This window comes from Parageobacillus sp. VR-IP (assembly GCF_013357975.1).
Classification (GTDB): domain Bacteria; phylum Bacillota; class Bacilli; order Bacillales; family Anoxybacillaceae; genus Saccharococcus; species Saccharococcus caldoxylosilyticus.
Window position 1 is genome coordinate 347,631 of the sequence record NZ_JABVYQ010000003.1, and the last position, 24,148, is coordinate 371,778.

Annotated in this window: 26 protein-coding genes, 1 pseudogene and 1 riboswitch; of the genes and pseudogenes, 23 read left to right on the forward strand and 4 right to left on the reverse strand. The window is 45.5% G+C overall.

The features are described from left to right. Nucleotides 1-107 precede the first annotated feature (107 nt). The 20 genes and pseudogenes from HT574_RS09725 to HT574_RS09820 all read left to right on the forward strand — a co-directional run bounded on the left by HT574_RS09725 (nt 108) and on the right by HT574_RS09820 (nt 15,615). On the forward strand, nt 108-251 hold the full coding sequence (locus tag HT574_RS09725; protein WP_175244441.1) for a formate--tetrahydrofolate ligase: 144 nt from the start codon (nt 108-110) through the stop codon (nt 249-251). Continuing rightward, nucleotides 244-828: pseudogene (locus HT574_RS09730) on the forward strand (formate--tetrahydrofolate ligase); the annotation flags it as partial. The gene HT574_RS09725 and the pseudogene HT574_RS09730, both read left to right, overlap by 8 nt. 12 nt (nt 829-840) lie before the next feature. After that, a complete protein-coding gene (locus HT574_RS09735; protein ID WP_175244442.1) occupies nt 841-1,362 on the forward strand; it encodes a hypothetical protein in 522 nt (173 codons plus the stop codon). A 61-nt stretch (nt 1,363-1,423) separates the two neighbouring features. After that, nucleotides 1,424-1,900, forward strand: a complete 477-nt coding sequence (locus HT574_RS09740) for a glutathione peroxidase (protein WP_017434155.1) — start codon at nt 1,424-1,426, stop codon at nt 1,898-1,900. A 211-nt stretch (nt 1,901-2,111) separates the two neighbouring features. After that, a complete protein-coding gene (locus HT574_RS09745; RefSeq protein WP_175244443.1) occupies nt 2,112-3,992 on the forward strand; it encodes an ABC-F family ATP-binding cassette domain-containing protein in 1,881 nt (626 codons plus the stop codon). Nucleotides 3,993-4,010: 18 nt separating this feature from the next. Further along, entirely contained in the window at nt 4,011-5,144 is a 1,134-nt protein-coding gene (locus HT574_RS09750) for a conserved virulence factor C family protein (RefSeq protein ID WP_175244444.1), read from the forward strand. 201 nt (nt 5,145-5,345) lie between these two features. Beyond that, nucleotides 5,346-5,783, forward strand: a complete 438-nt coding sequence (locus tag HT574_RS09755) for a BrxA/BrxB family bacilliredoxin (RefSeq protein ID WP_175244445.1) — start codon at nt 5,346-5,348, stop codon at nt 5,781-5,783. Nucleotides 5,784-5,885: 102 nt separating this feature from the next. Next, complete coding sequence (locus HT574_RS09760) at nt 5,886-6,017, forward strand: YuzL family protein (RefSeq protein ID WP_175244446.1); 132 nt, start codon at nt 5,886-5,888, stop codon at nt 6,015-6,017. A gap of 269 nt (nt 6,018-6,286) precedes the next feature. Further along, nucleotides 6,287-7,471, forward strand: a complete 1,185-nt coding sequence (locus HT574_RS09765) for an LL-diaminopimelate aminotransferase (RefSeq protein WP_175244447.1) — start codon at nt 6,287-6,289, stop codon at nt 7,469-7,471. A 2-nt stretch (nt 7,472-7,473) separates the two neighbouring features. Then, nucleotides 7,474-8,079: a YpjP family protein gene (locus tag HT574_RS09770; protein WP_175244578.1), complete on the forward strand. Its 606-nt coding sequence runs from the start codon at nt 7,474-7,476 to the stop codon at nt 8,077-8,079. 132 nt (nt 8,080-8,211) lie between these two features. After that, nucleotides 8,212-8,919, forward strand: coding sequence for an anthrax toxin lethal factor-related metalloendopeptidase (locus HT574_RS09775; protein WP_175244448.1), 708 nt, complete (start codon nt 8,212-8,214; stop codon nt 8,917-8,919). Nucleotides 8,920-8,981: 62 nt separating this feature from the next. Continuing rightward, nucleotides 8,982-9,776 (forward strand): thymidylate synthase, encoded by a 795-nt coding sequence (gene thyA / locus HT574_RS09780; protein WP_175244449.1) that lies wholly within the window; start codon nt 8,982-8,984, stop codon nt 9,774-9,776. Between the two features lie 12 nt (nt 9,777-9,788). Then, on the forward strand, nt 9,789-10,277 hold the full coding sequence (locus tag HT574_RS09785) for a dihydrofolate reductase (protein ID WP_175244450.1): 489 nt from the start codon (nt 9,789-9,791) through the stop codon (nt 10,275-10,277). Between the two features lie 107 nt (nt 10,278-10,384). Continuing rightward, nucleotides 10,385-10,825: a YndM family protein gene (locus HT574_RS09790; RefSeq protein ID WP_175244451.1), complete on the forward strand. Its 441-nt coding sequence runs from the start codon at nt 10,385-10,387 to the stop codon at nt 10,823-10,825. Between the two features lie 165 nt (nt 10,826-10,990). Then, on the forward strand, nt 10,991-12,262 hold the full coding sequence (gene ilvA / locus HT574_RS09795) for a threonine ammonia-lyase IlvA (RefSeq protein ID WP_175244452.1): 1,272 nt from the start codon (nt 10,991-10,993) through the stop codon (nt 12,260-12,262). Nucleotides 12,263-12,369: 107 nt separating this feature from the next. Further along, nucleotides 12,370-12,621 (forward strand): YpmP family protein, encoded by a 252-nt coding sequence (locus tag HT574_RS09800; protein ID WP_042407952.1) that lies wholly within the window; start codon nt 12,370-12,372, stop codon nt 12,619-12,621. 118 nt (nt 12,622-12,739) lie between these two features. Next, a complete protein-coding gene (locus HT574_RS09805; RefSeq protein WP_175244453.1) occupies nt 12,740-13,582 on the forward strand; it encodes a DegV family protein in 843 nt (280 codons plus the stop codon). Nucleotides 13,583-13,613: 31 nt separating this feature from the next. Further along, a complete protein-coding gene (locus HT574_RS09810) occupies nt 13,614-14,180 on the forward strand; it encodes an SCO family protein (RefSeq protein WP_175244454.1) in 567 nt (188 codons plus the stop codon). A gap of 71 nt (nt 14,181-14,251) precedes the next feature. Beyond that, the gene (locus tag HT574_RS09815; protein WP_175244455.1) at nt 14,252-15,043 is read left to right on the forward strand and encodes an SGNH/GDSL hydrolase family protein; all 792 of its coding nucleotides are present in this window, start codon (nt 14,252-14,254) and stop codon (nt 15,041-15,043) included. Beyond that, complete coding sequence (locus HT574_RS09820) at nt 15,040-15,615, forward strand: YpmS family protein (RefSeq protein WP_175244456.1); 576 nt, start codon at nt 15,040-15,042, stop codon at nt 15,613-15,615. Before HT574_RS09815 ends, HT574_RS09820 begins: the two co-directional genes overlap by 4 nt. Nucleotides 15,616-15,641: 26 nt before the next feature. On the opposite strand, the gene HT574_RS09825 is transcribed toward HT574_RS09820, so the two are convergent. Continuing rightward, a complete protein-coding gene (locus HT574_RS09825; RefSeq protein WP_175244457.1) occupies nt 15,642-17,006 on the reverse strand; it encodes an RsmF rRNA methyltransferase first C-terminal domain-containing protein in 1,365 nt (454 codons plus the stop codon). A gap of 96 nt (nt 17,007-17,102) precedes the next feature. Beyond that, complete coding sequence (gene plsY / locus HT574_RS09830) at nt 17,103-17,696, reverse strand: glycerol-3-phosphate 1-O-acyltransferase PlsY (RefSeq protein WP_175244579.1); 594 nt, start codon at nt 17,694-17,696, stop codon at nt 17,103-17,105. Nucleotides 17,697-17,889: 193 nt separating this feature from the next. On the opposite strand from plsY, the gene HT574_RS09835 reads away from it, so the two are divergent. Continuing rightward, the gene (locus HT574_RS09835) at nt 17,890-18,315 is read left to right on the forward strand and encodes an OsmC family protein (RefSeq protein ID WP_081160204.1); all 426 of its coding nucleotides are present in this window, start codon (nt 17,890-17,892) and stop codon (nt 18,313-18,315) included. A gap of 100 nt (nt 18,316-18,415) precedes the next feature. Here the strand turns inward: HT574_RS09835 and HT574_RS09840 are convergent, their stop codons facing one another. Then, nucleotides 18,416-19,876, reverse strand: a complete 1,461-nt coding sequence (locus tag HT574_RS09840) for an aldehyde dehydrogenase family protein (RefSeq protein WP_175244458.1) — start codon at nt 19,874-19,876, stop codon at nt 18,416-18,418. Nucleotides 19,877-20,154: 278 nt separating this feature from the next. Here HT574_RS09840 and HT574_RS09845 point away from each other — a divergent pair, with 278 nt between their 5' ends. Beyond that, nucleotides 20,155-21,786, forward strand: coding sequence for a bifunctional metallophosphatase/5'-nucleotidase (locus HT574_RS09845; RefSeq protein WP_175244580.1), 1,632 nt, complete (start codon nt 20,155-20,157; stop codon nt 21,784-21,786). Nucleotides 21,787-21,831: 45 nt separating this feature from the next. Here the strand turns inward: HT574_RS09845 and pepT are convergent, their stop codons facing one another. After that, nucleotides 21,832-23,064, reverse strand: coding sequence for a peptidase T (gene pepT / locus HT574_RS09850; RefSeq protein ID WP_081160199.1), 1,233 nt, complete (start codon nt 23,062-23,064; stop codon nt 21,832-21,834). 154 nt (nt 23,065-23,218) lie between these two features. After that, nucleotides 23,219-23,352: riboswitch (FMN riboswitch) on the forward strand. Between the two features lie 156 nt (nt 23,353-23,508). Between pepT and HT574_RS09855 the strand changes: the two genes are divergently transcribed. Continuing rightward, on the forward strand, nt 23,509-24,090 hold the full coding sequence (locus HT574_RS09855; protein ID WP_081160196.1) for an ECF transporter S component: 582 nt from the start codon (nt 23,509-23,511) through the stop codon (nt 24,088-24,090). The last annotated feature ends 58 nt before the right edge of the window (nt 24,091-24,148 follow it).

Sequence of the window (24,148 nt, forward strand, 5' to 3'; positions counted from 1 at the left end):
AAAACATTACAAATTTTATTCAACGAATTTTTTTTCAATTTGTATCAATGGTAAAATGTATATGTTTACGTTTATTACAATCAATGGGGGAACAGAGGAAGGCAATAATGGCGAATCAGGCGACCGACTTGGAAATCGCACAACAGGCGAAGCTGAAGCACATTCAAGACATTGCAGAAAGCTTAGGTCTTCAAGAAGACGAATGGGAGCCATACGGACGCTACAAAGCAAAACTTTCCTTAACACATTGAAACGGTGCAAGCGTTTGGTTTGCCGTTTGTGATTGCCATTAACCGTTTTACGACAGATACAGCTCGTGAAATAAAAGCGCTTACGGATTTTTGCGATATGAATGGATATCCTGTATCGTTAACGGAAGTGTGGGCAAAAGGCGGAGAAGGCGGCCTCGATTTAGCGGAAAAAGTTCTCCATGCAATCGAAAGCGAAGAGAATCATTTCGCCCCTTTATATGACGTTAACGAACCGATTCCGGAGAAAATCCGTAAAATCGCCCAAATCGTGTACGGGGCGAAAGATGTCGAATTTTCTTCCAAAGCACAAAAACAAATAAAACAGTTTATGGAATTTGGCTGGGACAAGCTTCCGATCTGCGTGGCGAAAACGCAATATTCGCTTTCTGATGATCCGGCAAAACTAGGCAGGCCGACAGATTTTACGATTACGGTGCGCGAATTTAAACCGTCGATTGGCGCGGGGTTTCTCGTTGCATTGACAGGAGATGTGATGACGATGCCAGGCTTGCCGAAGCAGCCGGCGGCGCTACGCATGGATGTTGATAAAAAAGGAAATGCAGTCGGGCTATTCTAAAGGAGAGATGAGATGTTTGATCCAACAGCGTTTGACAATTTAAAGACGGTGCTCGAAGGTGCAGTGTACGATTTGGATTTAGAGGGAGAGATTGTAGTCATTGACCGGCATGACCTGGTCGATTTAGCTCATTTTTCACGAACGTATACCATTACTTTTTGCTTGGCGTCGGATCATACACCTCATGTATCTTGCACGATCCGCTTGGAAATGGATTTAGAGCAGATTGCCAAAGAGCTGCTTCGGCAGACGATTCGACCGGGCTGTACGCTTTCCATTACGTTTTCGTTACCGATTCGGCAAACAGCGGCATGTTTACATATAGAGAGGGTGTTGCGCCAAGTTTGGGGAGAGGAGCGCACCATCCGGCAAACGTTAAGCCATGAGTTTCTTCATGAAACACCTAGCTACCGCAATGAGGCAACGATCGAATTCGGCCGTTTGATTTATGAAGATAATGTCGCCGACCTAGAGGAAATGATCCCGTACATGATCGCTTCGCTCGAACAATTGCGAAAGTTTTCTGACAAGTAAAGAGCGCAGAAGTGGAAAAAGGGAGGAAAATCCATTATGATGGGAAGTGAGGTGAAGTGGGGTGAGTGTATACGATTTTACCGTGAAAACGATTCGCGGCAAAGAACAGTCATTAGCGGATTATAAAGGGAAAGTATTGCTGATTGTCAATACGGCAAGCAAATGCGGCTTTACCCCGCAATATAAAGAGCTGCAGGAGCTGTATGAGCAATACCGTGATCGCGGTTTTGTCGTTCTCGGCTTTCCGTGCAATCAATTTGGCCATCAAGAGCCGGGCACGGAAGAAGAGATTGAACAATTTTGCCAAGTCAATTACGGGGTTACCTTTCCGATGTTTGCCAAAGTCGATGTCAATGGCGAAAACGCCCATCCGCTTTTCCAGTATTTAAAGGAAAAAGCCTCAGGTGTGCTGGGAACAAAGGTAATTAAATGGAACTTTACGAAGTTTTTGGTTGATCGAAACGGAAATGTGGTCGCCCGTTTCGCTTCGCAGACGCGGCCGAGCGAGTTAAAAAGCGAAATTGAAAAACTGTTATAAAGTGTTATAAAAAAGGAGAAAAACTGTCTTTCCACTGCGGAAGACGGTTTTTTGTCCATAGCGGAAGAAAGCGGAAGCGGTAAGCGATGGCGATTCGGCACATTTGGAAATAGAAAAGCAGTTATGGTTTTTCCTAGCGGTGCACAAGCGGGATATCACGCTCCGCCCATTCCGCGCCCGAAGAAACAGAAGCGAGAGTGGGATGATGGTCATGAAAATGTTAACAGTGGAAGGGATTTCGAAAAACTACGGAGAAAAAACGCTGTTTCAGCAATTGTCTTTTACAGTGAAAGAAGGGGAGCGCATCGGCATCATCGGCGTCAATGGCGCCGGGAAATCGACATTGTTGCGCATCATTGCCGGTGTGGACGCGCCGGATGAAGGAAATATTGCCTATCCAAAAGATTTTACGATCGGCTATTTGCCGCAGCGACCGGAACTTCGCCCTGATTTGACTGTGCTAGAGCAAGTATTTCAGCGCGATACGCCGCTGATTCGCCTGTTGCGCGATTATGAGCTGGCGCTCGCTGCGCTCGCCGAGCACCCGCTTGATGAAAAGCGGCAGGCGCGCTTGTATGACCTCTCACAGCAAATGGATGCGCAAAATGCGTGGGATGCCAATGCCAACGCCAAAGCGATTTTAACAAAGCTGGGTATTCCAGACATGACGAAGCGAATCGGCGAGCTTTCCGGCGGACAAAAGCGGCGCGTCGCGCTGGCACAGGCTTTAATTGAAGCGCCCGATCTGCTTGTGCTTGATGAGCCGACGAACCACCTTGATGACGAGGCGATTCGCTGGCTCGAGGAATATTTGGTGCGCTATCAAGGGGCGGTATTGTTTGTCACGCACGACCGCTACTTTTTGGACCGCGTTACGAACCGCATCTTTGAGCTAGAAGGTGGCAAGCTATATACGTATGTTGGAAATTATGCGGCGTTTTTGGAAGCGAAAGCCCTTCGCGAAGAACAAGAGCGCACTGCTAGGCAAAAGCAGCGTCAGCTGTACCTTCGTGAGCTCGAATGGGTCAAACGTGGCGCCAAAGCGCGGACAACGAAGCAAAAGGCACGTTTGCAACGGTTTGCCCAGCTCGAAGCGTCGCTTGCGACGGAAAAAAGCGGACAGCTTGAGATGAAGCTGGGCGGCAGCCGGCTTGGCAAAAAAGTAGTCGAGCTGAAGCGAATCAGTCATTCGTTTGGCGGCAAGCCGCTTTTTCATTCCTTTGACCTGCTTGTCAAACCGGGTGACCGCATTGGCATTGTCGGGCCGAACGGCAGCGGCAAATCGACTTTGCTCAACATCATCGCCGGTCGGCTGCGGCCGAAGGAAGGAGAAGTGGAAATTGGCCCGACCGTGAAAATCGCTTATTATACACAAGAACAGGTGGAAATGGACGAACAAAAACGGGTCATCGAATATATTCGCGAAGCGGGCGAGGCAATACGCACCGTCGATGGAGAGACGATCTCCGCCGCGCAGTTGCTCGAGCAGTTTTTGTTTCCGATGCATACGCATGGAACGCTGATTCGCAAGCTGTCCGGCGGGGAAAAGCGCCGCTTATATTTGTTGCGCTTGTTGATGAGTGGGCCAAACGTGCTATTGCTCGATGAGCCGACAAACGATTTGGATACGCAAACGTTAACGGTTCTTGAAGATTATTTGCAGTCGTTTCCAGGTGTGGTGATAACCGTTTCCCACGACCGCTACTTTTTAGATAAAGTCGCCGAACAGCTTTTGATTTTAGATGGGAACGGCAACATCCGTACGTATATCGGCGAATATTCCGAATACTTGGAGGAACAGCGGCGACTGCCGCCAAAACGAGAAAAGCAAGCCGCAAAAGAAACGAAGCTGACAAGAAAACAGACGAAGCGCCGGCTGACGTACAAAGAACAAAAAGAATGGGAAGAAATTGAAACCAATATAGCCAAACTGGAAGAAGAATTGCAGCGGGTGGCCAAAGAAATGGAAACCTATGCGAGCGACTATGAAAAAGTTCAGCAGCTTGCCGAGCAATACGAAACGCTTTCTGACGAGCTTGATGCGCTGTTAGAGCGATGGGCCGAGCTGTCGGAGCTTATCGAGTCGTCATAAGCAAAGGAGGAAATAGAAATGAAAATTAAATCGATTGAACCGACGCCAAGTCCGAATACGATGAAAGTGCTCTTAGATGAGGAGCTACCATTTGGCACGAGCCATAACTATAAGCCGGACAATGTCGATACGGCGCCGCCTCTGATCCAAGAGCTGATGAAAATCGAAGGCGTTAAAGGGATTTATCATGTCGCTGACTTTTTGGCGATTGAGCGCAATCCCAAATACGATTGGAAGGGAATTTTGACAAAAGTTCGTGAAGTGTTCGGTGAAGATGTAGAAAGCGAGCAAGAGACGGCTAAAAAGCCAAACGAACATTTTGGTGAAGTAAAAGTATATGTGCAAATGCTTTACGGGCTGCCAATGCAGGTGAAATTGACGGACGGAGAGCGCGAGCACCGCGTCGGGCTGCCGAAACCGTTTGTCGATGCGGTGCTTGAAGCGCAAAAATACGCGGGGAATATCGTGCTCGAGCGGAAGTGGGTGGAAAGAGGAGTTCGCTACGGCACGTTCGAAGAAATTGGAAACGAAATTGTTGAAGAGCTTTCCGCCGCCTATCCGCCGGAGCGGTTAGAGCGGATCGTGCAAATGTTCCGCCGTGGCGAGCAAGAAAAAACAGCGCAAAAACGACCGATCATGAAAGTAACGAAAGAAATGCTCGATGATCCGGATTGGCGGAAACGGTATGCGGCGCTAGAACAAATGGCAGAGCCGACAGAAGACGATATTCCGGTGCTGGCGAAAGCGCTGAAAGACGAAAAGGTGGCGATTCGCCGCTTGGCGACGGCGTATTTAGGGATGATCGGCGGCAAAAAAGTGTTGCCGTATTTGTATGAAGCGCTAAAAGATAAGTCGGTGTCCGTCCGCCGCACCGCTGGCGATTGTTTGTCCGACATTGGCGATCCGGAAGCGATTCCGGTGATGATAGAGGCGCTGAAAGATCCAAGCAAGCTTGTTCGCTGGCGCGCTGCTATGTTTTTATATGAAGTCGGTGATGAATCGGCATTGCCGGCATTAAAAGCGGCGGAAAACGATCCCGAATTTGAAGTAAGCATGCAAGTGAAAATGGCAATTGAGCGCATTGAAGGCGGCGAGGAAGCGAAAGGATCGGTTTGGAAACAGATGACGGAAAGCAGAAGAAAGGGCCAATAGTAAAACATGATAAAAATCGAAAAGGCTCGTTGCATACGATAACACCTTTTCTTTTTACGTCTTTGTCTATGGCAAAAATTTTATGTGAAATATTTGCGCTATTCATAACGTAATTACGCTCGTTTTAGTTATTTTGATTGATTTTTTGGGAACAAAATAGTATTCTGATGACAGCGAAAATGGTTTGGAGGGATTGTTGTTATGTCGATGGCTTACGAAGAATATATGCGCCAGCTTGTGCAGCCGATGCGCGACGAATTAGTGAACGCCGGATTCCGCGAACTGCGCACAAGTGAAGAAGTGGAACAATTTATGGAAAATGTCGAAGGCACAACGTTTGTCGTTGTGAACTCCGTTTGCGGATGTGCAGCAGGATTAGCGCGCCCAGCAGCAACGCAGGCGGTATTGCGCAGCGAGAAAAAACCGGATCATTTAGTGACGGTCTTTGCCGGCCAGGATAAAGAAGCGACGGCGAAAATGCGCGAATATTTTGTTGGCTACGCCCCTTCATCTCCGTCAATGGCGCTGTTAAAAGGAAAAGAAGTCGTCCACTTTATCCCGCGCGAAGAAATTGAATTTCAATCAATGGAAGCTGTAATGGAAAACGTTATGAATGCGTTCGAAAAGTATTGTGATTAAGGATGCTATCTAGCATCCTTTTTTTCATTTAGATGATGGTAGATTTCGAAAGGGAATAGAAACAGGGAGGAAAGGGAACGTTAAAAGCGGGGGTGACGTAAGGTGGCAAAGCGGAAAAAAGATCCGTCGAAAACCGGGGTTAGTGCGCCAAACGTGAAAGGACAAGGAACAACGAAAACGGAAACAGGAGCGTATGAGCTCGATTCCGCCCGCAAAAAGACAAAAATTGATTAACAACAGAAAAACTCGCAGCCATCCTGCGAGTTTTTCTTATGCATTGGCAATACAGCTGTAGATAAAATACAAAAGCGTAATAATGCTTGCAGCGAAAAAAATCGTGCTCATGTTGTTCCCCGCCTTTCTCTATGTTTTGTATTGTAAAGTATGATACACTATTTATATATTCAGTATGATATACTATTTATTATATTCATAGTATAAATCATTTAAAGCGGAAAAAGAAAGCGGTTTTCTGCGAAGCAAGTTGGGGGAGAGGTTGGAACATGAAACTGGCTATGCGAATGAATGCTTTTTCTGCGTCTATTTTTGCCGAATTATCGGCGTATAAACAGCAAAAACGTAGCGAACATGACGATTTGATTGACTTAAGCATCGGCAGCCCTGATTTGCCGCCGCCGCCATTTGTCATGGAAGCGCTTAGCCGCTATGCCAACGATCCACAAGCGTACGGCTATACTTTAAAAGGCACAAATGAATTTCATGAAGCGGTGGCATATTATTATCAAACTTCACATGGTGTCACGCTTCATCCGGAAACGGAAATCATGTATGTCATCGGTTCACAAGACGGACTTGTTCATCTGCCGATGGCGTTTGCCGACCCGGGAGATATCATCCTCGTTCCCGATCCCGGCTATCCGGCGTATGCGTCAGGAATTACGATGGCAGAAGCGGTTCCGTATTTCATGCCGCTTCGCAAGGAGAACGATTTCTTGCCAAATTTACGGGAAATTCCGCACGAGATCGCGGAAAAAGCGGTGATGATGTTTATCAATTTTCCAGGCAATCCCGTTCCGGCACTGGCGACGGAAGCGTTTTTTCGCGAAGTGGTAGAGTTTGCTAAACGATATAACATTATCGTTGTTTCTGATTTTGCCTATAGTGAGCTGTATTACGACGGTCAAAAGCCGATCAGCTTTTTATCAGTGCCTGGAGCAAAAGAAGTCGGCATTGAAATTAATTCGTTATCGAAAAGCTTCAATATGGCTGGCTGCCGCATTGGCTATATTTGCGGAAATGAAGAAATCATCCGCGTGTTTGGCAATTTTAAATCGAATTTGGATTATGGCATTTTTTTGCCGATTCAGAAAGCTGCGGTGATGGCATTAACAAAAGGAGCTTCTTTTTGTGAACAAAGCCGAGCTGTGTATCAGGCGCGCCGCGACTGCTTTATAGATGGTCTCGCTTCCATCGGCTGGCATGTCGATCGACCGAAAGCAGGGATGTTTGTTTGGGCGGAAATTCCAAAGGGGTGGACATCACTTGATTTTGTGTATGCGTTAATCGACCGTGCCGGTGTGGTCGTCACGCCTGGTCATGCGTTTGGACCAAGCGGAGAAGGCTATGTGCGCATCGCTCTTGTGCAAGAAGAAGACAAGCTGCTGCGGGCGGTAGAAAAGCTGAAGCAGAGCGGGATTTTTTCGCTGAAGGAAGGTGAAGAGGCGTGAGGCTGCCAAAATGGTTGCGTAAAACGCTCGTTGTTGCCATCACCGCCTGTACGTTTGGACTCGTTACCCCGCCGTCTTCCTTAATGGCGGCGGACGAGCCGACCGCTGATGATGCCCCGTCTTCCGATTGGCAGCATGGCGGTCGTGTCTCGCAAACCGTAACTGTTGCGGCTGAATCGGCAACGCAAGCTCTGCACGTTTCCCGTCAGCAATTTATCGAGCAGACGATGGAGAAAGCCGCTCGGCAATCGTACGAAAAGTTCGGGCGCAAAATCGCCCCCGTTATTGAAGGCGAGTTTCGCGATGTGATTTTGCCGCGCATCGAGGAAGTGATTGCGTTGCTTGCCGAGCAATATCCGGAAGAACAGCTGCAGTATTTGGCGGTGACGGAAAACCCATCAGGCGGGATGGGGGAACGCATTTTTCATATTTACCGCGTTGATAACGGGGAGGATATTATCCGTTTCCATGTCAGACGCGAACACCCGCCGCAAGATGGGTATTGGTTTCAGTTTCATTACCATACGTGCCATGACGATTTTCAAGCCCATTATGAACTGGGAAAAATTTATTGGGATAAAAATACGCCGCCGCAATGGCGGACATGATCGGTTTTATGAACGTTTCTCGGTGATCCCGCTTCCTTATTTTACTCATTTGTCCCTGTTTTTGCATGTGTTATAATTTTAATAGAAAAAGAGATTTTCATATTTGTAGTAAAAGAAGCGGGGGAAAGGTTCATGAAACGGGTTCTTTTTTGGATCATAACGGTGCTGGCAATCGTTCCGCTTCTTTCACTTTCCCCTTATCCTGCCGCACATGGCGTTTTGCTTGATGACAGCAATATGGGCATAAAACATACAATGCCATACGGTATATTAAGAAAAATGGTCATTGTTCCGGAAACGAATTTTTCCCATAAAGAGGCGAAAACAATGATTGATACGCTGGCCCATATCGACCCATCCATATTGCAAAAAGCGGCGGATCATCATATTTACATTCAGCTATTGAACGGGAAGATTACCGATGAACCGTCGGCGAGATATTTACGCGGGAAAACGCCGCGCGGATATTTGTCCTCTTCGGCAACGTGGGATGATGTTCCAGGGCTTGGCGGCTCGCATTTAGTGCTCGTTAGAATCGGTCACAGCGAAAAAGGAAAAGGGCACGGCTCGGTTAATTTGGAACTGCACGAGTTCGCTCATTCCATCGATTATATCGTGTTTAATCATATTCACGAGACTGCGGCTTTCCGTTCGATTTGGCAGGAAGAGGCAGCAAAACTGTTTCCACATCATTATTATTTTCTTATGTATCCGGAAGAATATTTTGCTGAGTCGTTTGCGTATTATTACTATAATGATGAGACACGCAGGCATTTGCAAATTGTCGCTCCCAAAACGTATCAGTTCATCCGCCATTTGGCCGAAAGAGCTCGTTTATGAGCTCTTTTTTCTGTTTCTGAATGAGACTCCTTTATGTTATGATAGAGCGTGAGGTGAGAACATTGCGTCAATACTTACAATTGCTAGAAGATATTTTAGAAAACGGGGTAGAAAAAGACGACCGTACTGGGGTCGGGACGTTATCTGTGTTCGGCCGTCAGCTGCGTTTTCATTTGCAAGAGGGCTTTCCGCTGCTAACAACTAAGAAGCTACATATCCGCTCGATTATTTACGAATTATTATGGTTTTTAAAAGGCGATACGAACGTTCGGTATTTGCAGGAAAACGGCGTGACGATCTGGGATGAGTGGGCGGATGAAAATGGCGATTTAGGCCCGATATACGGTGCGCAGTGGCGTTCTTGGAAAGGGGCCGACGGCAAAACGGTGGATCAAATCAGCTGGGTCATTGAAGAAATAAAACGAAATCCGAATTCCCGACGCTTATTAGTAAGCGCCTGGAATGTGGCGGAGCTGGACGAGATGAAGCTTCCGCCTTGCCATTACGCGTTTCAATTTTACGTCGCCGACGGCAAGCTTTCCTGCATGTGGCAGCAGCGTTCCGTGGATACGTTTTTAGGCTTGCCGTTTAACATTGCCAGCTATGCGTTGTTGACGCATATGATCGCCCAGCAGTGCGATTTGGACGTCGGCGAATTGATCTTTAGCGGCGGCGATGTACATTTGTATAAAAATCATATAGAACAAGCGAAACTGCAGCTGACAAGAGAGCCGCGCCCGCTTCCGAAGCTGGTGATCAAGCGGAAGCCGGCATCGATTTTTGAATACGAATTTGACGATTTTGAAATTGTCGACTATGATCCTCATCCGCATATTAAAGCACCGGTTGCGGTATAAAGGAGAGATACGATGATTTCGCACATTGTCGCCATGGATCAAAACCGCGTCATCGGCAAAAACAACCGCCTGCCATGGCATTTGCCGGCCGATTTAGCTTATTTTAAAAAAGTAACGATGGGTCACGCCATTGTGATGGGGCGTAAAACATTTGAATCGATTGGCCGGCCGCTTCCCGGCAGAGAAAATGTCATTGTCACTCGCAATCGTTTGTTTCAACCGGAAGGATGCAAAGTGTTGCACTCGATCGAGGAAGTGAAGCAGTTTGCCGCAAAATGCGATGATGAAGTGTTTGTCATCGGCGGCGCGGAGCTGTTTCGGGCGACGCTGCCGGTTGCCGACCGTCTTTACATTACGAAAATTGAGGCGAGTTTTCCAGGTGATACGTTTTATCCAGCTTTCAATGAGTCAGAGTGGCAGCTCGTTTCCTATACGAAAGGAATAAAAGATGAAAAAAATCCATATGATTATGCGTTTATCATTTATGAACGCAAACATTAACGTGTTTCGCCGTTTGGCGGGACACGTTTTTCTTTATGACCGAATAGAAGCAGCGCAAAAAAGGAACGATAACAGTAGTAAACAATGAGTGGAAATGGAGGAATACGATGAAACATATTGTTCCATTGGTGGTGAAATTCGTTGGCTGGAGCATCGCGCTGCTTTCCATCTTTGCGATTTTTAATGCCCCGTTGCTGCTGGTTTTATTCATGGCGGCAGGAACCGCGCTCGCTTCTTATATCATCGGCGATTTGCTGATTTTGCCCCGCTTTGGCAATTTTGTCGCTGTTATTGCCGATCTTCCGCTCTCGTTTTTGCTGATCTGGCTGGCAAGCTATGCGCTCATTGAGCCAACGATGAACATGGCATATGCTTCCTTTTACTGCGCACTGGCCATCGGCGCCATTGAAGCGTTTTTTCATTTGTTTATGGAAAACCATATTCTTGAAGAAGCGAGAAAGGAAGAGAAGTACCGCTGGTATGACGAAGGAAGATGGGCGACGGAGTTTGCCGAGGAATATGAACGGGAGAAAGACGACCGCACATAAGACGGTCGTCTTTTTTTAGATGCAAAAAAATGCAGCAATACATCATCGTGCTGCCAAGCATAAATGTTTTTATAAACTTTTTGAAAATTCCCTTTTCTTTTTTAAAATTTGTGATATAATTTACAAATTAAAAAAACAACTTAGAAAGAAAGGGAAAGAAAGAGTATGGAACAACAACTGAAACGAAAACAAGGGACCGTTTACGTGGAAGACATTTTAATCGCTTACCATACGTTAAAAGACGTTGTCTATCATACTCCGCTGCAAAAAAATCCCCTATTGTCGGAACGATATGAATGCAACGTCTATTTAAAGCGCGAAGACTTGCAGGTGGTCCGTTCGTTTAAAATTCGCGGCGCTTACAATCGAATGAAGCATTTAAGCGCGGAAGAACGGAGAAAAGGAATCATTTGCGCGAGCGCGGGCAACCATGCGCAAGGGGTCGCGTATTCATGCCGGGCGCTCGGTGTGCATGGAAAAATATACATGCCGGCGACAACGCCGAGACAAAAAGTCTCGCAAGTGCAACTGTTTGGAAAAGATATGGTAGAAATTGTGTTAGTAGGCGATACGTTTGATGACTCCTTTAACGAGGCCATGAAGTGTGCGAAAGAAGAAGGCCGTACGTTCATTCATCCGTTTGATGATGAGTATGTCATCGCCGGACAAGGGACCATCGGCGTTGAAGTGCTCAATGACTGCGAAGAACCGATCGATTTTGTGTTTGCGAGCATTGGTGGCGGCGGATTGATGGCTGGGCTTGGTACATATATCAAGAGCATTTCCCCAGCCACCAATATTATCGGCGTCGAACCGGCAGGAGCCCCGTCGATGAAATCCGCACTTGAACAAGGCCGTGTTGTGACATTAGAGGAAATTGATAAATTTGTAGACGGGGCGGCGGTCAAAACAGTTGGTGAAAAAACGTTTGCCCTTTGCAGGGAAATGCTTGATGACATTGTTGTTGTCCCAGAAGGAAAAGTATGCACGACGATTTTGGAATTATATAATGAAAACGCGATTGTCGCGGAGCCGGCGGGGGCGCTTCCGATTGCGGCGCTCGACTTTTATAAAGAGAAAATCCGCGGCAAAACGGTCGTCTGCGTTATCAGCGGCGGCAACAATGATATTGACCGGATGCAGGAAATTAAAGAGCGGTCAATGATTTACGAAGGGCTGCAGCATTATTTTATCGTGAATTTTCCACAGCGCGCCGGCGCACTGCGCGAGTTTTTGGATGAAGTCTTAGGACCGACCGATGATATCACCCGCTTTGAATACACAAAGAAAAACAATAAAGAAAGCGGTCCGGCTTTGGTCGGCATCGAGCTAAAGCGCCGCGAAGATTACGCGCCGCTGATTGAACGGATGAAGAAAAAAGGCTTTCCGTTTCAAGAAGTGAATAAAGATCCGAAGTTATTCCACTTGCTCATTTAGAAAAAAAGCGCGAAAAAAGTCGGGAAGATTTCGCGCATTTCTGACATACTTTTTCACCGGTTTGGTGTATAATAAAAGTAAATCGGTGAAAAAAGAGGATTGATATTTTGTTATTCAAAAGCCTAGAGTTCAAAAACGCTTATGGGCAAAAGGTGAAGATTATCGAAATTCCAGTATTGGAGGAAGATAACACGTATCGATTTATGATTCAACTCCGTTTAGAAACGTTTATTGCCAAAGTATATCGATCCCCAAATGATCGTTCTGTGTATTCGTTTCGCGAATATTTGAAAAAAGTATTAAAATGGCCAGTGTACGAGCAAATTTTTAAAACGAATGTATTAAAAAACAATGCGTAACACTTTCAAAAGTTGTTTTGCCTTGGGCAAAACAACTTTTTTCTTTGGTGGTTTTGTATAGGAATTTTTCTCATTTCATTATATAATTGTACAGAAAGCTATATTTAGGAGTGAATGCATGAAAAACGTAAAAATTGTAACCGACTCGACGGTGGATTTATCGAAAGAGGTGCTCGAGGAACACGGAATTGAAGTCGTCCCGCTTCATTTTACGATTGACGGGGAAACGTTGATCGACCGCGTCACGATTACACCTGATGAGTTTATGAAAAAAATGAAAGCGGCAAAGGAGCTGCCGAAAAGCTCGCAGCCTTCTGCCGGTGAGTTTCTTTGCGCCTACGATCGTCTTGGCGAGGATGGAAGCGAAGTCCTTTCCATTCATATGTCTGGCGAGCTAAGCGGCACAGTCCGCTCCGCTCAGCATGCCGCAAACATGTCCAAAGCGAACGTGACCGTCGTCGACTCCCAGTTTATTTCGTGTGCGTTAGGCTTTCAAGTGCTGGAAGCGGCGCAATTGGCAAAAGAGGGAAAAAGCGTAGCGGACATTGTCAGCCGCTTGCAAATCGTTCGCCGTCATACCCGATTATACGTCATGCTTGATACGCTCGAAAATCTTGTAAAAGGCGGGAGAGTTGGCCGTGGGAAGGCACTGGTCGGTTCGCTTTTAAATATTAAACCGATCGCCGCGCTGGACGATGGCATGTATACGCCGATTACGAACGTGCGCAGTTATTCGCAAGCCGTTAAATATTTGACGAATCAATTGATTTCAGATATTGCGAACAAAACGGTGCGGAGGGTGGCGATTGCTCATTCTGATGCGCTCGCTTTAGCGGAACGGCTGAAACAATCGATTATCGGAGCGATAGGATATCAGCGCCTTGATATCGTTCAGACGACACCGGTCATTTCGATTCATACCGGAGCGGGAGCGGTTGGGCTTATGTATTATACCGACTAAGATATGGAATAGGAGATGGGGGCACGAAAAGATGAAAAGAATGCTGCTTCTTCTTGCTATCGTTCTGCTTGCTGCCTGCGGAAAAACGATTCCTGATGCCAAAAACTGGCCAGTTAGTAGTTTTACGTTTACGGACCAAAATGGGAAGCCATTTGGTTTAAAAGATTTAAAGGGGAAAGTATGGGTTGCCGACTTTATTTTTACAAATTGTGAAACGGTTTGTCCGCCAATGACAGCCCATATGGCCAAGTTACAAAAGAAGGCGAAAGAAAAAGGGCTCGATGTTGAATTTGTCTCATTTAGTGTGGATCCAGAAGTAGATACACCGGAAAAGTTAAAAGAGTATGTGAAAAAATTTGATGGTGATTTATCAAACTGGCATTTGCTTACAGGATACAGCCAGCAAGAAATTGAGAAATTTGCCAAGAAAAATTTTAAAACGATTGTAAAAAAACCGGAAAATAAGGATCAAGTGATCCATGGAACAGAGTTTTATCTTGTTGACCAAAACGGTACCATTGTTCAAACTTATAGTGGAGTGCAAGATGTTCCGTATGAAAAGATTTTAGAGCATATCGAAATTTTGCAGTCGTCCTGAAGGGCAAAAATGTAGGCGCATTTTTGCCTTTTCGTGTTTTCTCTGTTTGCGGCATAAGGTAGGTGTAGATCATGAAAAAATGGGGATTGCTTTTTTTATTATTGTTCTATTGCGCCGGCTGTTCTTCGCAGCAGGCAATCAATGCCAGCTTGCCTGAACGGCAAATAAAGCTAGCACCGCGTATGGTTGCCAATGATTTTTTTCCAAAAGATATCCGCGTGCTCGCTCTTGGCGATTCATTAACGGAAGGAATAGGGGATCGCGAACAAAAAGGTGGATATATTTCGCGCTTGCGCCAACAATTATTACAGCATAAAGGGGTGCGGACGATTACGGTCGTCAATTTAGGAAAACGGGGATTGCGGATTAGCCAGCTTGACGACGTCGTCCATCAACATATAGAAGCAGTTGAACAAGCTGATTTGATTTTCATTACGATCGGCGGCAATGACATGATGAAAATTGTCCGTTCCCATTTTTTTGACTTATCATATGAACTGTTTGCTAAAGAGCAAAAACGGTTTGCCGCTCGGTTGGATCATTTATTGGCTACGATTCGCGCCGCCAATCGACATGCCACTATTGTTCTTATCGGGTTGTATAATCCATTTTCGAGCTCGCTGTCCAATGTTCCGGAAATTGACGATGTCATTGAGCTATGGAATAACGGCAGCAAAGAAGTATTAAAACGTTATAGCCGTACAATATTTGTAAACGTGAAGGATTTATTTGACAACCGTGATGATATGTTATACAGCGATCAGTTCCATCCGAATGAAATCGGCTATGAACAAATGGCAAGACGAGTATATGACGAGCTGACAAAACATGAAGAGATGTGGCTAAGGAGATCGGAACAATGAATTGGAAAAAGTGGTTTTGGGCATTAGTGATATTGGACATTGCCGTTGTCGTGCTGCTTTCGGCGTGGCTGTTTCAGCCGGCTAAACCGATTTCGGTGCCGCCGCCGAAAAAAGCAAAAGGGGCGACATTTACGGTATATTCGCACAAAGAACATTTGAATACGGTAATCAATGATTATATTCGCAAAAAGACAAAGGATCATCCGCTGCAATATCGCGTCTGGCTTGATGATCGCGTGTATGTGGCAAGCAAGCTTCCGGTATTCGGCCGGGAGCTTGACCTCGTCGTTTCCTTTATTCCAAAAGTGGTTAAAGGTGGAAATGTGGAGCTGCAACGTCCGGAAATATCACTGGGAGAGTGGGAGCTTCCCGTCACCTATGTCTTAAAATATTTGCGAAAACATGCGCCGCTGCCGGATGAAGTGATCATTGACCCGGTGGCAAACCGCGTTTATGTGGCGCTCACCGATATTCGTTTCGGCAACGGTTATCAAGTTTCCGCCCGGAAAATAGATTTGGCAAAAGATGAAATTGTATTCACGTTGACCATTCCAACATCGGTAAAACAATAAGGGCCGCTGATCAGCGCGCCCTTTTTCTACATCATTCGTAATCCTTTCGGATAAAAGTTTTTCAGCATACCTTTTACTTCTTTTCCCCAGCCGAGCGGATAGCCATCAACGGTCACAAGCAGCCAGCCGCGGTCTTCTCCCGTTAGGATCGTTTCCCCGCGCAAATATTTTAGACATTCGACGCTGTCGCTTGACAAATCAAGGGAGTAACGAACTTCTTGAGGCTTTAGCGATAAGGCAAGCGCATGGTTTGGCTCAAACCGTTGCTTTTTCGCTTCTCCTAAGTGCAGTCCTGCCCGTACCACTTTTAGGCCATCGAAATTCGGACAGTGATCAGGTAAGGCGAAAAGATGGTGTTGAAAAGCATACAACGGTTTGGTTATTTCGGTCTGTAACACTTTCTGTTCAAACTGTCGATAATCGTGGATCATTTGTTTGGAGACGTTCGATTTGGCATAACGTCCATTCCATGAAGGAGAGGGGCCTGTTTTTTTTATTTTCGCGACAAAATGGCCTTCTCCTTTTAACGAATGTGGCCATAGCCGGGCCGTTCGTTCTATTTCCTCCAAGTTCGTGTTCGTCCATTCCCGTCTTCCTGGCTGAATGCCATGAACTTTTTCAATCGATAGCAATTTAAGATCATCATATGTTTGTAAAAAAGCTTCTATTGTCTGTTCGTTTTCTTCGGGAGAAAACGTGCAAGTGGAATAGACGAGAATGCCTCCTTCTTTTAACATTTCATAGGCGTATTGCAAAATATGCCGTTGTTTGATGGCGCATTGTTCGACGTACTCCTGGCTCCAAAATCGAACGGCTTTCTCGTCTTTTCGGAACATGCCTTCCCCTGAGCATGGAGCGTCTACTAAAATTTTGTCAAAAAACCCAGGAAAATATTTCGCGAGCTTTTCCGGTGTTTCATTCGTAATAAGCGCGTTTGTAACGCCCAACCGCTCGATATTTACCGAAAGTGCTTTGACGCGTTTCGGATGAATTTCATTGGCGATAATCAGCCCTTGATTTTTCATCATTGCCGCAAGCTGAGTCGTTTTTCCTCCAGGTGCGGCACAAAGGTCAAGAACCGTTTCCCCCGGATTCGGTTTTAACACCTCAGCCACAAACATCGCGCTCGGTTCTTGGACATAATAGAGCCCTGCCGCATGATATGGATGCTTTCCGGGTTGTTCGTCCGCATCATAATAAAAGCCGGTAGGACAAAATGGAACGGGGGAAAGCGCAAACGGGGCGAGCGTTAAAAATGCTTCTCGGTCGATTTTCAACGGATTGAACCGTAACCCGTTTGCTTTTTCTTCATGATAAATGGAGAAAAAACGAGAAGCTTCATCTTTTAAAAGTCTCTCCATTTTTTCGATGAATTCGCTTGGTAATTTCAATGATCAAACTCCTTTCCTGTCCGGTCAAATGGCTTGTTTTTATTATGCACTTGATCGCGTGTTCGATAAACGATGTTTCAAAATGACGCGATGGTGTTATTTTCCGCCTAACCATTTGATTTTTGGTTCCGTTTTGTTGATAATGCGTTTTATATTCGCGCGGTGACGGTAAAAGATAAACACCGTTAATAACAATACTGCGATCATTAGCGGAATATCATTGGTAAAGAAGATCGTGTAAATAACAGCATATACCCCCGCTGACATCGAAGATAATGAAACATATTTGGAAATATATAAAACAATGAAAAAAACCATGAGAAGAGAAACGAATAAAAGCGGTGAATAAAACAACATCACCCCAGCTGATGTAGCAACCGCTTTTCCGCCGCGAAATTTAGCAAAGATCGGGTAGATATGCCCGAGAACCGCGCACACTCCTGCCAAAAGCGGATGTACGTGAACGGAAAATAATACAGGTAAGCTTGCTGCTAATGTTCCTTTCAAAATATCTCCGCATGTGACCATAATCCCCGCTTTTACGCCAAGCACACGAAATGTATTTGTCCCTCCTAGATTTCCGCTTCCATGCTCGCGAATATCGACTCCGTATCCTATTTTTCCAACAAGGAGCGCAAACGGAATCGACCCAAGAAGGTAAGCTGCGATCAAAATGAGTGCTTTTTCCATCAATCTCCCTACACCCTTTACTCATCAAATTTGTGCATGTTTTTATTTTATCATGCATGAAAAAAAACGGTAGATAGAAAAATAGAATATGTATACGAAAAGATATTTTTTTTGCATTTATTTTTTTGGCAAAGTAAACTGAATAGTAACATCATTTATTTCACCGCTGGAGCAAAAAGAGGAGGAAGAAAAAGTGAAAGCGAAAGTGACGTGGAATGGGCAAATGTCATTTACAGGGATGAGCGCTTCGGGAGTGGAAATCCCGATGGATGCCTCCAAAGAAGCAGGGGGGCAAGATTCTGGAGCGAGACCGATGGAATTGATTTTACATGGGCTTGCCGGATGTACGGGAATTGACATTATATCGATCTTGACAAAAATGCGACTTGAGGTTCGTTCGTTTTATATGGAAGTGGAAGGAACCCGTGCGGACGATCATCCGAAACGGTTTACGGATATTCACATTCATTATGTGTTAGAAGGGGATTTGCCAGAGGACAAAGTCGTCCGTGCCATTCAATTGTCTAAAGAGAAGTACTGCTCTGTATCCCATTCGTTAAATGCCAACATTACGGCAAGCTACTCGATTAATGGTGTGAAAGGGGAAAAACAGTTGTAAAAATCCAACAAGTCACGATTCACGCCAATACAAGCGAATTTTAAAAGGGGCTGATTGGAAAGCAATTCTGCTTTTCGGTCGGCCCCTTTTTCTTGGACTACTAAAACGGATAGCGGCGATACTCCTTTTGAACCGATACCCATTTTGTCATCGTAAACTCTTCCACAACCCACGGGTTTCCGAACCGTCCGATACCGCTGGATTTTGTGCCGCCAAACGGGACGGTCGGGCTATCATTGACCGTCTGATCGTTAATATGTGTCATACCGCTTTCAATTTGTAAGGCTAATTGTTCGCCTTCGCTTAAATCTTCGGTGAAAATCGCTGAACTTAAACCATATTCGGTATCGTTCGCCATCGCGATCGCCTCGTCATCGGATTCAGCTTTAATAATGGTCGCGATTGGGGAGAACAATTCGGTTTGTGCCAGTTTGCTGTTATTATCGACATCGACAAATACAGTCGGCGTTAAAATGTTGCCGATTCGCTTTCCTTCGAGCGCCACTTTGACACCCTCTTTTTTCGCTTCTTCAATGATCGCCAAGGCTTTTTCGATTTGTTTTTCGTTAATCAGCGGACCGATGATCGTTTTCGGATCGCGCGGGTCGCCATACGGAAGCGCTTTCGCCCGTTCGACGAATTTTTCGACAAACTCATCATAATGGTTTTTATGGACAATGATGCGGTTAATAATCATACAAATTTGCCCTTGATGGATAAACTTGCCGAATATTGCTGCGTCAACGGCACGATCCACATTGGCATCAGCAAGAACGACAAACGGGTTGTTACCGCCAAGCTCTAGCGCGACGCGTTTTAACATTCCGCCTGCGATCGCTCCGATATGCTTGCCGACAGCAGTCGAACCAGTAAAACTAATAAGCTGTGAATTCGGATTGGTTAACATATCGTCGCCGATTTCATCGATATCGGTGAGAATGACGTTTAAAACTCCTTTTGGCAATCCGGCATATTCAAAGGCTCTTGCGATGATGGAGCCGCCTGTGAAGCATGTTTGGATATCCGGCTTATGTACGACGCTATTTCCTAACGCAATCGCTGGGGCGATTGTTCTCATCGACAAATTCATTGGAAAGTTAAACGGAGAAATCGATGTGATGACCCCTAATGGTAGGCGATAAATCCGGTTGATTTTTCCTTCTGTTTCCGACGGAATTTCCTTCACTTTTGTCAATTCATCGACCATGTTGATTGCTTCTTCGACAAGCCCAATCGATAAATCGACTTCCACATTCGCCTTAATGATGCTTCCGCCTGTTTCGCGGGCGATCATATCCATAATTGCATCCCGATTGGAACGTAAATATTCCGCCGCTTTGCGGAGCACTTCCTTTTTCTCTTCTGGGAGTGTGTTCGCCCATTCTTTTTGAGCTTGTTTGGCGACGTCAAACGCTTCGGCAAGCTGTTTTTTCGTTGCCAGACGAATGGTTGCAATAACGGAATTGTCATACGGGTTTAAGTTACCATATGTCCGTTCGCTAAGTCCATCGACCCATTCGCCGTTGATGAAACTTTTGTTGAATTGTTCATATCGTTCCATCAGAGACACCTCCTTTGTATACAGTGACAATCCTATTTTTTACACTCATGATTTTTGTTATGCATTACGTTATTCAACCTTTTAGGATAAAACGCGAGTGAATGACAAAAGATTTTTCCGTAGATTCATAGACAATCACGAATAGTTAGAAAAATACTATACAAATTTATGAAAAATTTACAATAGTTTAGCAGAAAATAAGTCATTTGACTCTATTATTTTGATAGAACGAAAAATTATGCTGAATGGTAGGAAAACAAAAAGGGGGAATTAATGTGATGAAATTTTCTTCAAAATGGCTGAAAACGGCTGTCCCTGCCTTGATGTTATCGACGATGATCGCTTCGGGAAATGTCTTTGCAGCTGGAAAAGCTGGCGATGAAGAAAAACAGCTGAAAGCGGATGCGTATCAACACCGTTACATCGATGTTCAATTGCTAGGAATTAACGACTTTCACGGACAGCTTGATGTAACAAGAAATGTTGGAGGAAGAGCGGTCGGGAGAGCGGATTATTTAGCTGCGTATTTGAAACAACGGGAAAGGGAAAATAAGCATACGCTTCTTGTGCATGCGGGAGATGCTGTTGGGGCTAGTTCGCCTGTATCGGCACTGCTGCAGGATGAGCCAACGATAGAATTTTTAAATAAGCTGGGCTTTGATGTGGGAACACTCGGAAACCACGAATTTGATGAAGGGGTCGACGAAATGCTTCGCCTCATTTATGGCGGCACACATCCAAAAACCGGCTATTTTCGTGGCGCCAACTTTCCATACGTAATCGCGAATGTAATAGATAAAAAGACAGGCAAACCGATTCTTCCGCCTTATGTTATTAAAAAAGTGAAAGGGATGCCGATTGGCTTTATCGGAGTAGTGTTGTCCGACACGCCAAGCATCGTCACTCCAAGCGGTGTGGCGGGGGTTACATTCACAGATGAAGCAGAAGCGATTAACAAAGCGGTGAAACAGTTAAAGCGGAGAGGAGTGCGTGCAATCGTTGTCCTCGCGCATAATCCAGGGGTGTCTAATAAAGATGGTTCCAATGCGAGTGGTGAAATTGTGGAAATTGCGAAAAAAGTGGATGATGAAGTCGACGTGATTTTTGCCGGCCATAATCATGCGTATTTAAATGCAGAAGTGGATGGCAAACTGCTTGTTCAATCGTATTCTTATGGAACTGCTTTTTCTGATGTCGATTTAAAAATTGATCGGCGAACAAAAGACGTTGTTGCGAAAAAAGCGGAAATCGTGACTACCTATCAAGATAGCATTAAGCCTGATCCAGAGATTACGAAACTAATTAACAAGTATGAAGAAAAAGTCGCACCGATTATTAACCAAGTCGTCGGTACGGCAAAAACGACAATTAGCGCTGAGCAAAATGCAAGTGGTGAATCGGCTTTAGGAAACTTGATTGCGGACGCGCAGCGGACAGCGATGAAAACCGACTTCGCCTTTATGAATCCTGGCGGCATTCGCGCCGATGTGGAACAAGGGGAAGTGACGTGGGGAGAGCTGTATAACGTTCAGCCATTTGGCAATCAACTAGTAAAAATGACGCTTACGGGAGAACAAATCCGCAAACTGTTAAATCAACAATGGCAGTCGAATCAAACGCGCATGCTGCAAATTTCCGGTCTCACGTATACTTGGGACGCAAGCAAACCGATAGGAGACAAAGTCGTCGATATTTATTTGCCAAACGGCACCAAACTTGATCCAAATGCGGAATACACCGTTACGGCAAACAGCTTCCTGGCTGATGGAGGAGATAACTTCACGGTATTTACAGAAGGAAAAAATCGGGAAGTAGGACCGGTCGATCTAGATGCGCTGGTCGATTATATTAAACAGCTTCCGCAGCCATTTGATGCCCGCATCGAAGGGCGCATTCAAAAGCTGCACTAAAAAACAAAGCTGGTTCCAAGCCACTGTTTGGAACCAGCTTTTATGTTACGCTTTTTGCTCGAACAGCTTGATAATTTCAATAATCACATTTGTTGCTTTGATCATGTTGTCGACGGAAATATATTCGTAGCGGCCGTGGAAGTTTTCGCCGCCGGCAAAGATGTTTGGCGTCGGCAGTCCCATGTAGGAAAGCTGCGAACCGTCCGTTCCGCCGCGGATCGGCGAAATTTTCGGCTCAATATTTAAGTTTTTCATCGCTTCATAGGCGATATCGACGATTTCACGGACCGGTTCGATTTTTTCTTTCATGTTATAATATTGGTCTTTTATTTCGATCATGATCCGCTCTTTTCCGTACTTTTCTTGCAATTTTGCCGCGATTTCCTGCATTTTTGCTTTGCGTGCTTCAAATTGCTGGCGGTCAAAGTCGCGGATTATGTAATGAAGCATGGTTTCTTCGACATTTCCTTGAAAGGATAGCAAATGATAAAATCCTTCGTATCCTTCCGTATGCTCAGGCGCCTCGTTAGCAGGAAGCTGTCCGTGAAATTCCATCGCGATCTTCATCGAGTTGATCATTTTTCCTTTGGCAGTGCCCGGATGGACGTTTTTCCCTTTGATCGTGATTTTTGCTTCTGCGGCGTTAAAGCTTTCGTATTCCAATTCGCCGAGCGGGCCGCCGTCGACTGTGTACGCAAATTTAGCGCCGAACTTAGCGACATCAAACTTATGCGGGCCTCTGCCGATTTCTTCATCCGGCGTAAAGGCGACGCGCACTTTGCCGTGTTTAATTTCCGGGTGCTGAATTAAATAAGCCATCGCTGTCATAATTTCGGCTATTCCTGCTTTATCGTCTGCACCCAATAACGTCGTGCCGTCGGTGGTGATGAGCGTATGGCCTTTATAGTTGGCCAATTCCGGGAAATCTTTTGGCGATAGGACAATGTTTAACGATTCGTTTAAGACGATATCGCCGCCGTCATAATTTTCGACGATTTGCGGATTGACGTTTGCTCCCGTAAATTCGGTTGCTGTGTCCATATGGGCTAAAAAGCCAATGGTTGGCACATCTTTATCTGTATTCGCCGGCAATGTTGCCATTACGTATCCGTTTTCATCCATTGTCACGTCTTTCATGCCGATTGCTTTTAATTCTTCCACCAACATGTTTCCAAGTTCCAGCTGGCCAGGAGTGGAAGGGCAAGTGTCGCTGTTTGGGTCGGATTGTGTGTTGACTTTAACGTATTTCGTAAAACGTTCGATGATTTCCTGTTTCATCTAGCCACTCTCCTTACTATTTGCTATCTTTTTCCGTTTTTATTTTATCATAAAAATGTTGTGTAAATAAAAAACTTTGTTGCATAAAAAATGGTAGACAGAATTTATATAAAAATTGTATACTAAATGTACAATCGCATATAAAAAATATACGATTCATCTTCGGGGCAGGGTGAAATTCCCGACCGGCGGTGATGAAGCGATTGCGCTTCTCAGCCCGCGAGCCGCAAGGCAGGATCCGGTGCGAGTCCGGAGCCGACAGTATAGTCTGGATGGGAGAAGATGAAGGTTTGCCGGCGTTCGAATGCAGCGCGCTCGAACGTCTATTTGAGCATTCCCTTTTTCTCCCTTAAGTGTGAGCACTTAAGGGTTTTTTATTTGACGCTCAAGATGGCAGCCTTCTTTCTTGTGAGGATGAATCACGAGAAGGAGAGGAGAATCGACATGAGAAAAATGAATGTCCGCGCACTTGTCTTGATTGGGGTATTTAGTGCCATCTCGTATTTGCTGATGCTGTTAAACTTTCCGCTTCCACCGTTTCCAAACTTTCTATTGGTGGATTTCAGCGACGTTCCGGCATTGATCGCCGCGCTTTTGTACGGTCCGCTGGCGGGAGTGCTCGTTGAATTGCTAAAAAATGTGCTGAATTATTTCATGGTCGGCAGTCCTACCGGTGTTCCGGTCGGGCATATCGCCAACTTCATGGCCGGGATTACGTTTATTTTGCCGACATATTACGTATATCATAAAACAAAATCAAAAAAAGGAATGCTGGCTGGGTTAGCCACTGGCACCGCCGTCATGGCGTTGATGATGAGCGTATTGAACTACTATGTGTTTCTGCCGGCATATACGATCTTTCTGGGCGCTCCGGCGATGAGCGCGCCGGAAACAAAAGCGCTCGTCGTTTCTGCCATCCTTCCGTTTAATGCAGTAAAAGGCGTCATGATTACCATTGTCTTTATGCTTTTGTTTGCCCGGCTCAGCCCTTGGCTACAAAAACAAACAGCAGTCAATCATGTTTAGTCATAATAAATAAAACGAGGACCCTTCCTGAGCGAAGCGGTCCTCGTTTTTCGTTCGG

Coding starts and splice junctions, on each gene's coding strand:
- HT574_RS09725 (WP_175244441.1), top strand. CDS start 108: ATGGCGAATCAGGCGACCGACTTGGAAATCGCACAACAGGCGAAGCTG.
- HT574_RS09735 (WP_175244442.1), top strand. CDS start 841: ATGTTTGATCCAACAGCGTTTGACAATTTAAAGACGGTGCTCGAAGGT.
- HT574_RS09745 (WP_175244443.1), top strand. CDS start 2,112: ATGAAAATGTTAACAGTGGAAGGGATTTCGAAAAACTACGGAGAAAAA.
- HT574_RS09750 (WP_175244444.1), top strand. CDS start 4,011: ATGAAAATTAAATCGATTGAACCGACGCCAAGTCCGAATACGATGAAA.
- HT574_RS09755 (WP_175244445.1), top strand. CDS start 5,346: ATGTCGATGGCTTACGAAGAATATATGCGCCAGCTTGTGCAGCCGATG.
- HT574_RS09765 (WP_175244447.1), top strand. CDS start 6,287: ATGAAACTGGCTATGCGAATGAATGCTTTTTCTGCGTCTATTTTTGCC.
- HT574_RS09775 (WP_175244448.1), top strand. CDS start 8,212: ATGAAACGGGTTCTTTTTTGGATCATAACGGTGCTGGCAATCGTTCCG.
- HT574_RS09785 (WP_175244450.1), top strand. CDS start 9,789: ATGATTTCGCACATTGTCGCCATGGATCAAAACCGCGTCATCGGCAAA.
- HT574_RS09790 (WP_175244451.1), top strand. CDS start 10,385: ATGAAACATATTGTTCCATTGGTGGTGAAATTCGTTGGCTGGAGCATC.
- ilvA (WP_175244452.1), top strand. CDS start 10,991: ATGGAACAACAACTGAAACGAAAACAAGGGACCGTTTACGTGGAAGAC.
- HT574_RS09805 (WP_175244453.1), top strand. CDS start 12,740: ATGAAAAACGTAAAAATTGTAACCGACTCGACGGTGGATTTATCGAAA.
- HT574_RS09810 (WP_175244454.1), top strand. CDS start 13,614: ATGAAAAGAATGCTGCTTCTTCTTGCTATCGTTCTGCTTGCTGCCTGC.
- HT574_RS09815 (WP_175244455.1), top strand. CDS start 14,252: ATGAAAAAATGGGGATTGCTTTTTTTATTATTGTTCTATTGCGCCGGC.
- HT574_RS09820 (WP_175244456.1), top strand. CDS start 15,040: ATGAATTGGAAAAAGTGGTTTTGGGCATTAGTGATATTGGACATTGCC.
- plsY (WP_175244579.1), bottom strand. CDS start 17,696: ATGGAAAAAGCACTCATTTTGATCGCAGCTTACCTTCTTGGGTCGATT.
- HT574_RS09840 (WP_175244458.1), bottom strand. CDS start 19,876: ATGGAACGATATGAACAATTCAACAAAAGTTTCATCAACGGCGAATGG.
- HT574_RS09845 (WP_175244580.1), top strand. CDS start 20,155: ATGAAATTTTCTTCAAAATGGCTGAAAACGGCTGTCCCTGCCTTGATG.
- pepT (WP_081160199.1), bottom strand. CDS start 23,064: ATGAAACAGGAAATCATCGAACGTTTTACGAAATACGTTAAAGTCAAC.
- HT574_RS09855 (WP_081160196.1), top strand. CDS start 23,509: ATGAGAAAAATGAATGTCCGCGCACTTGTCTTGATTGGGGTATTTAGT.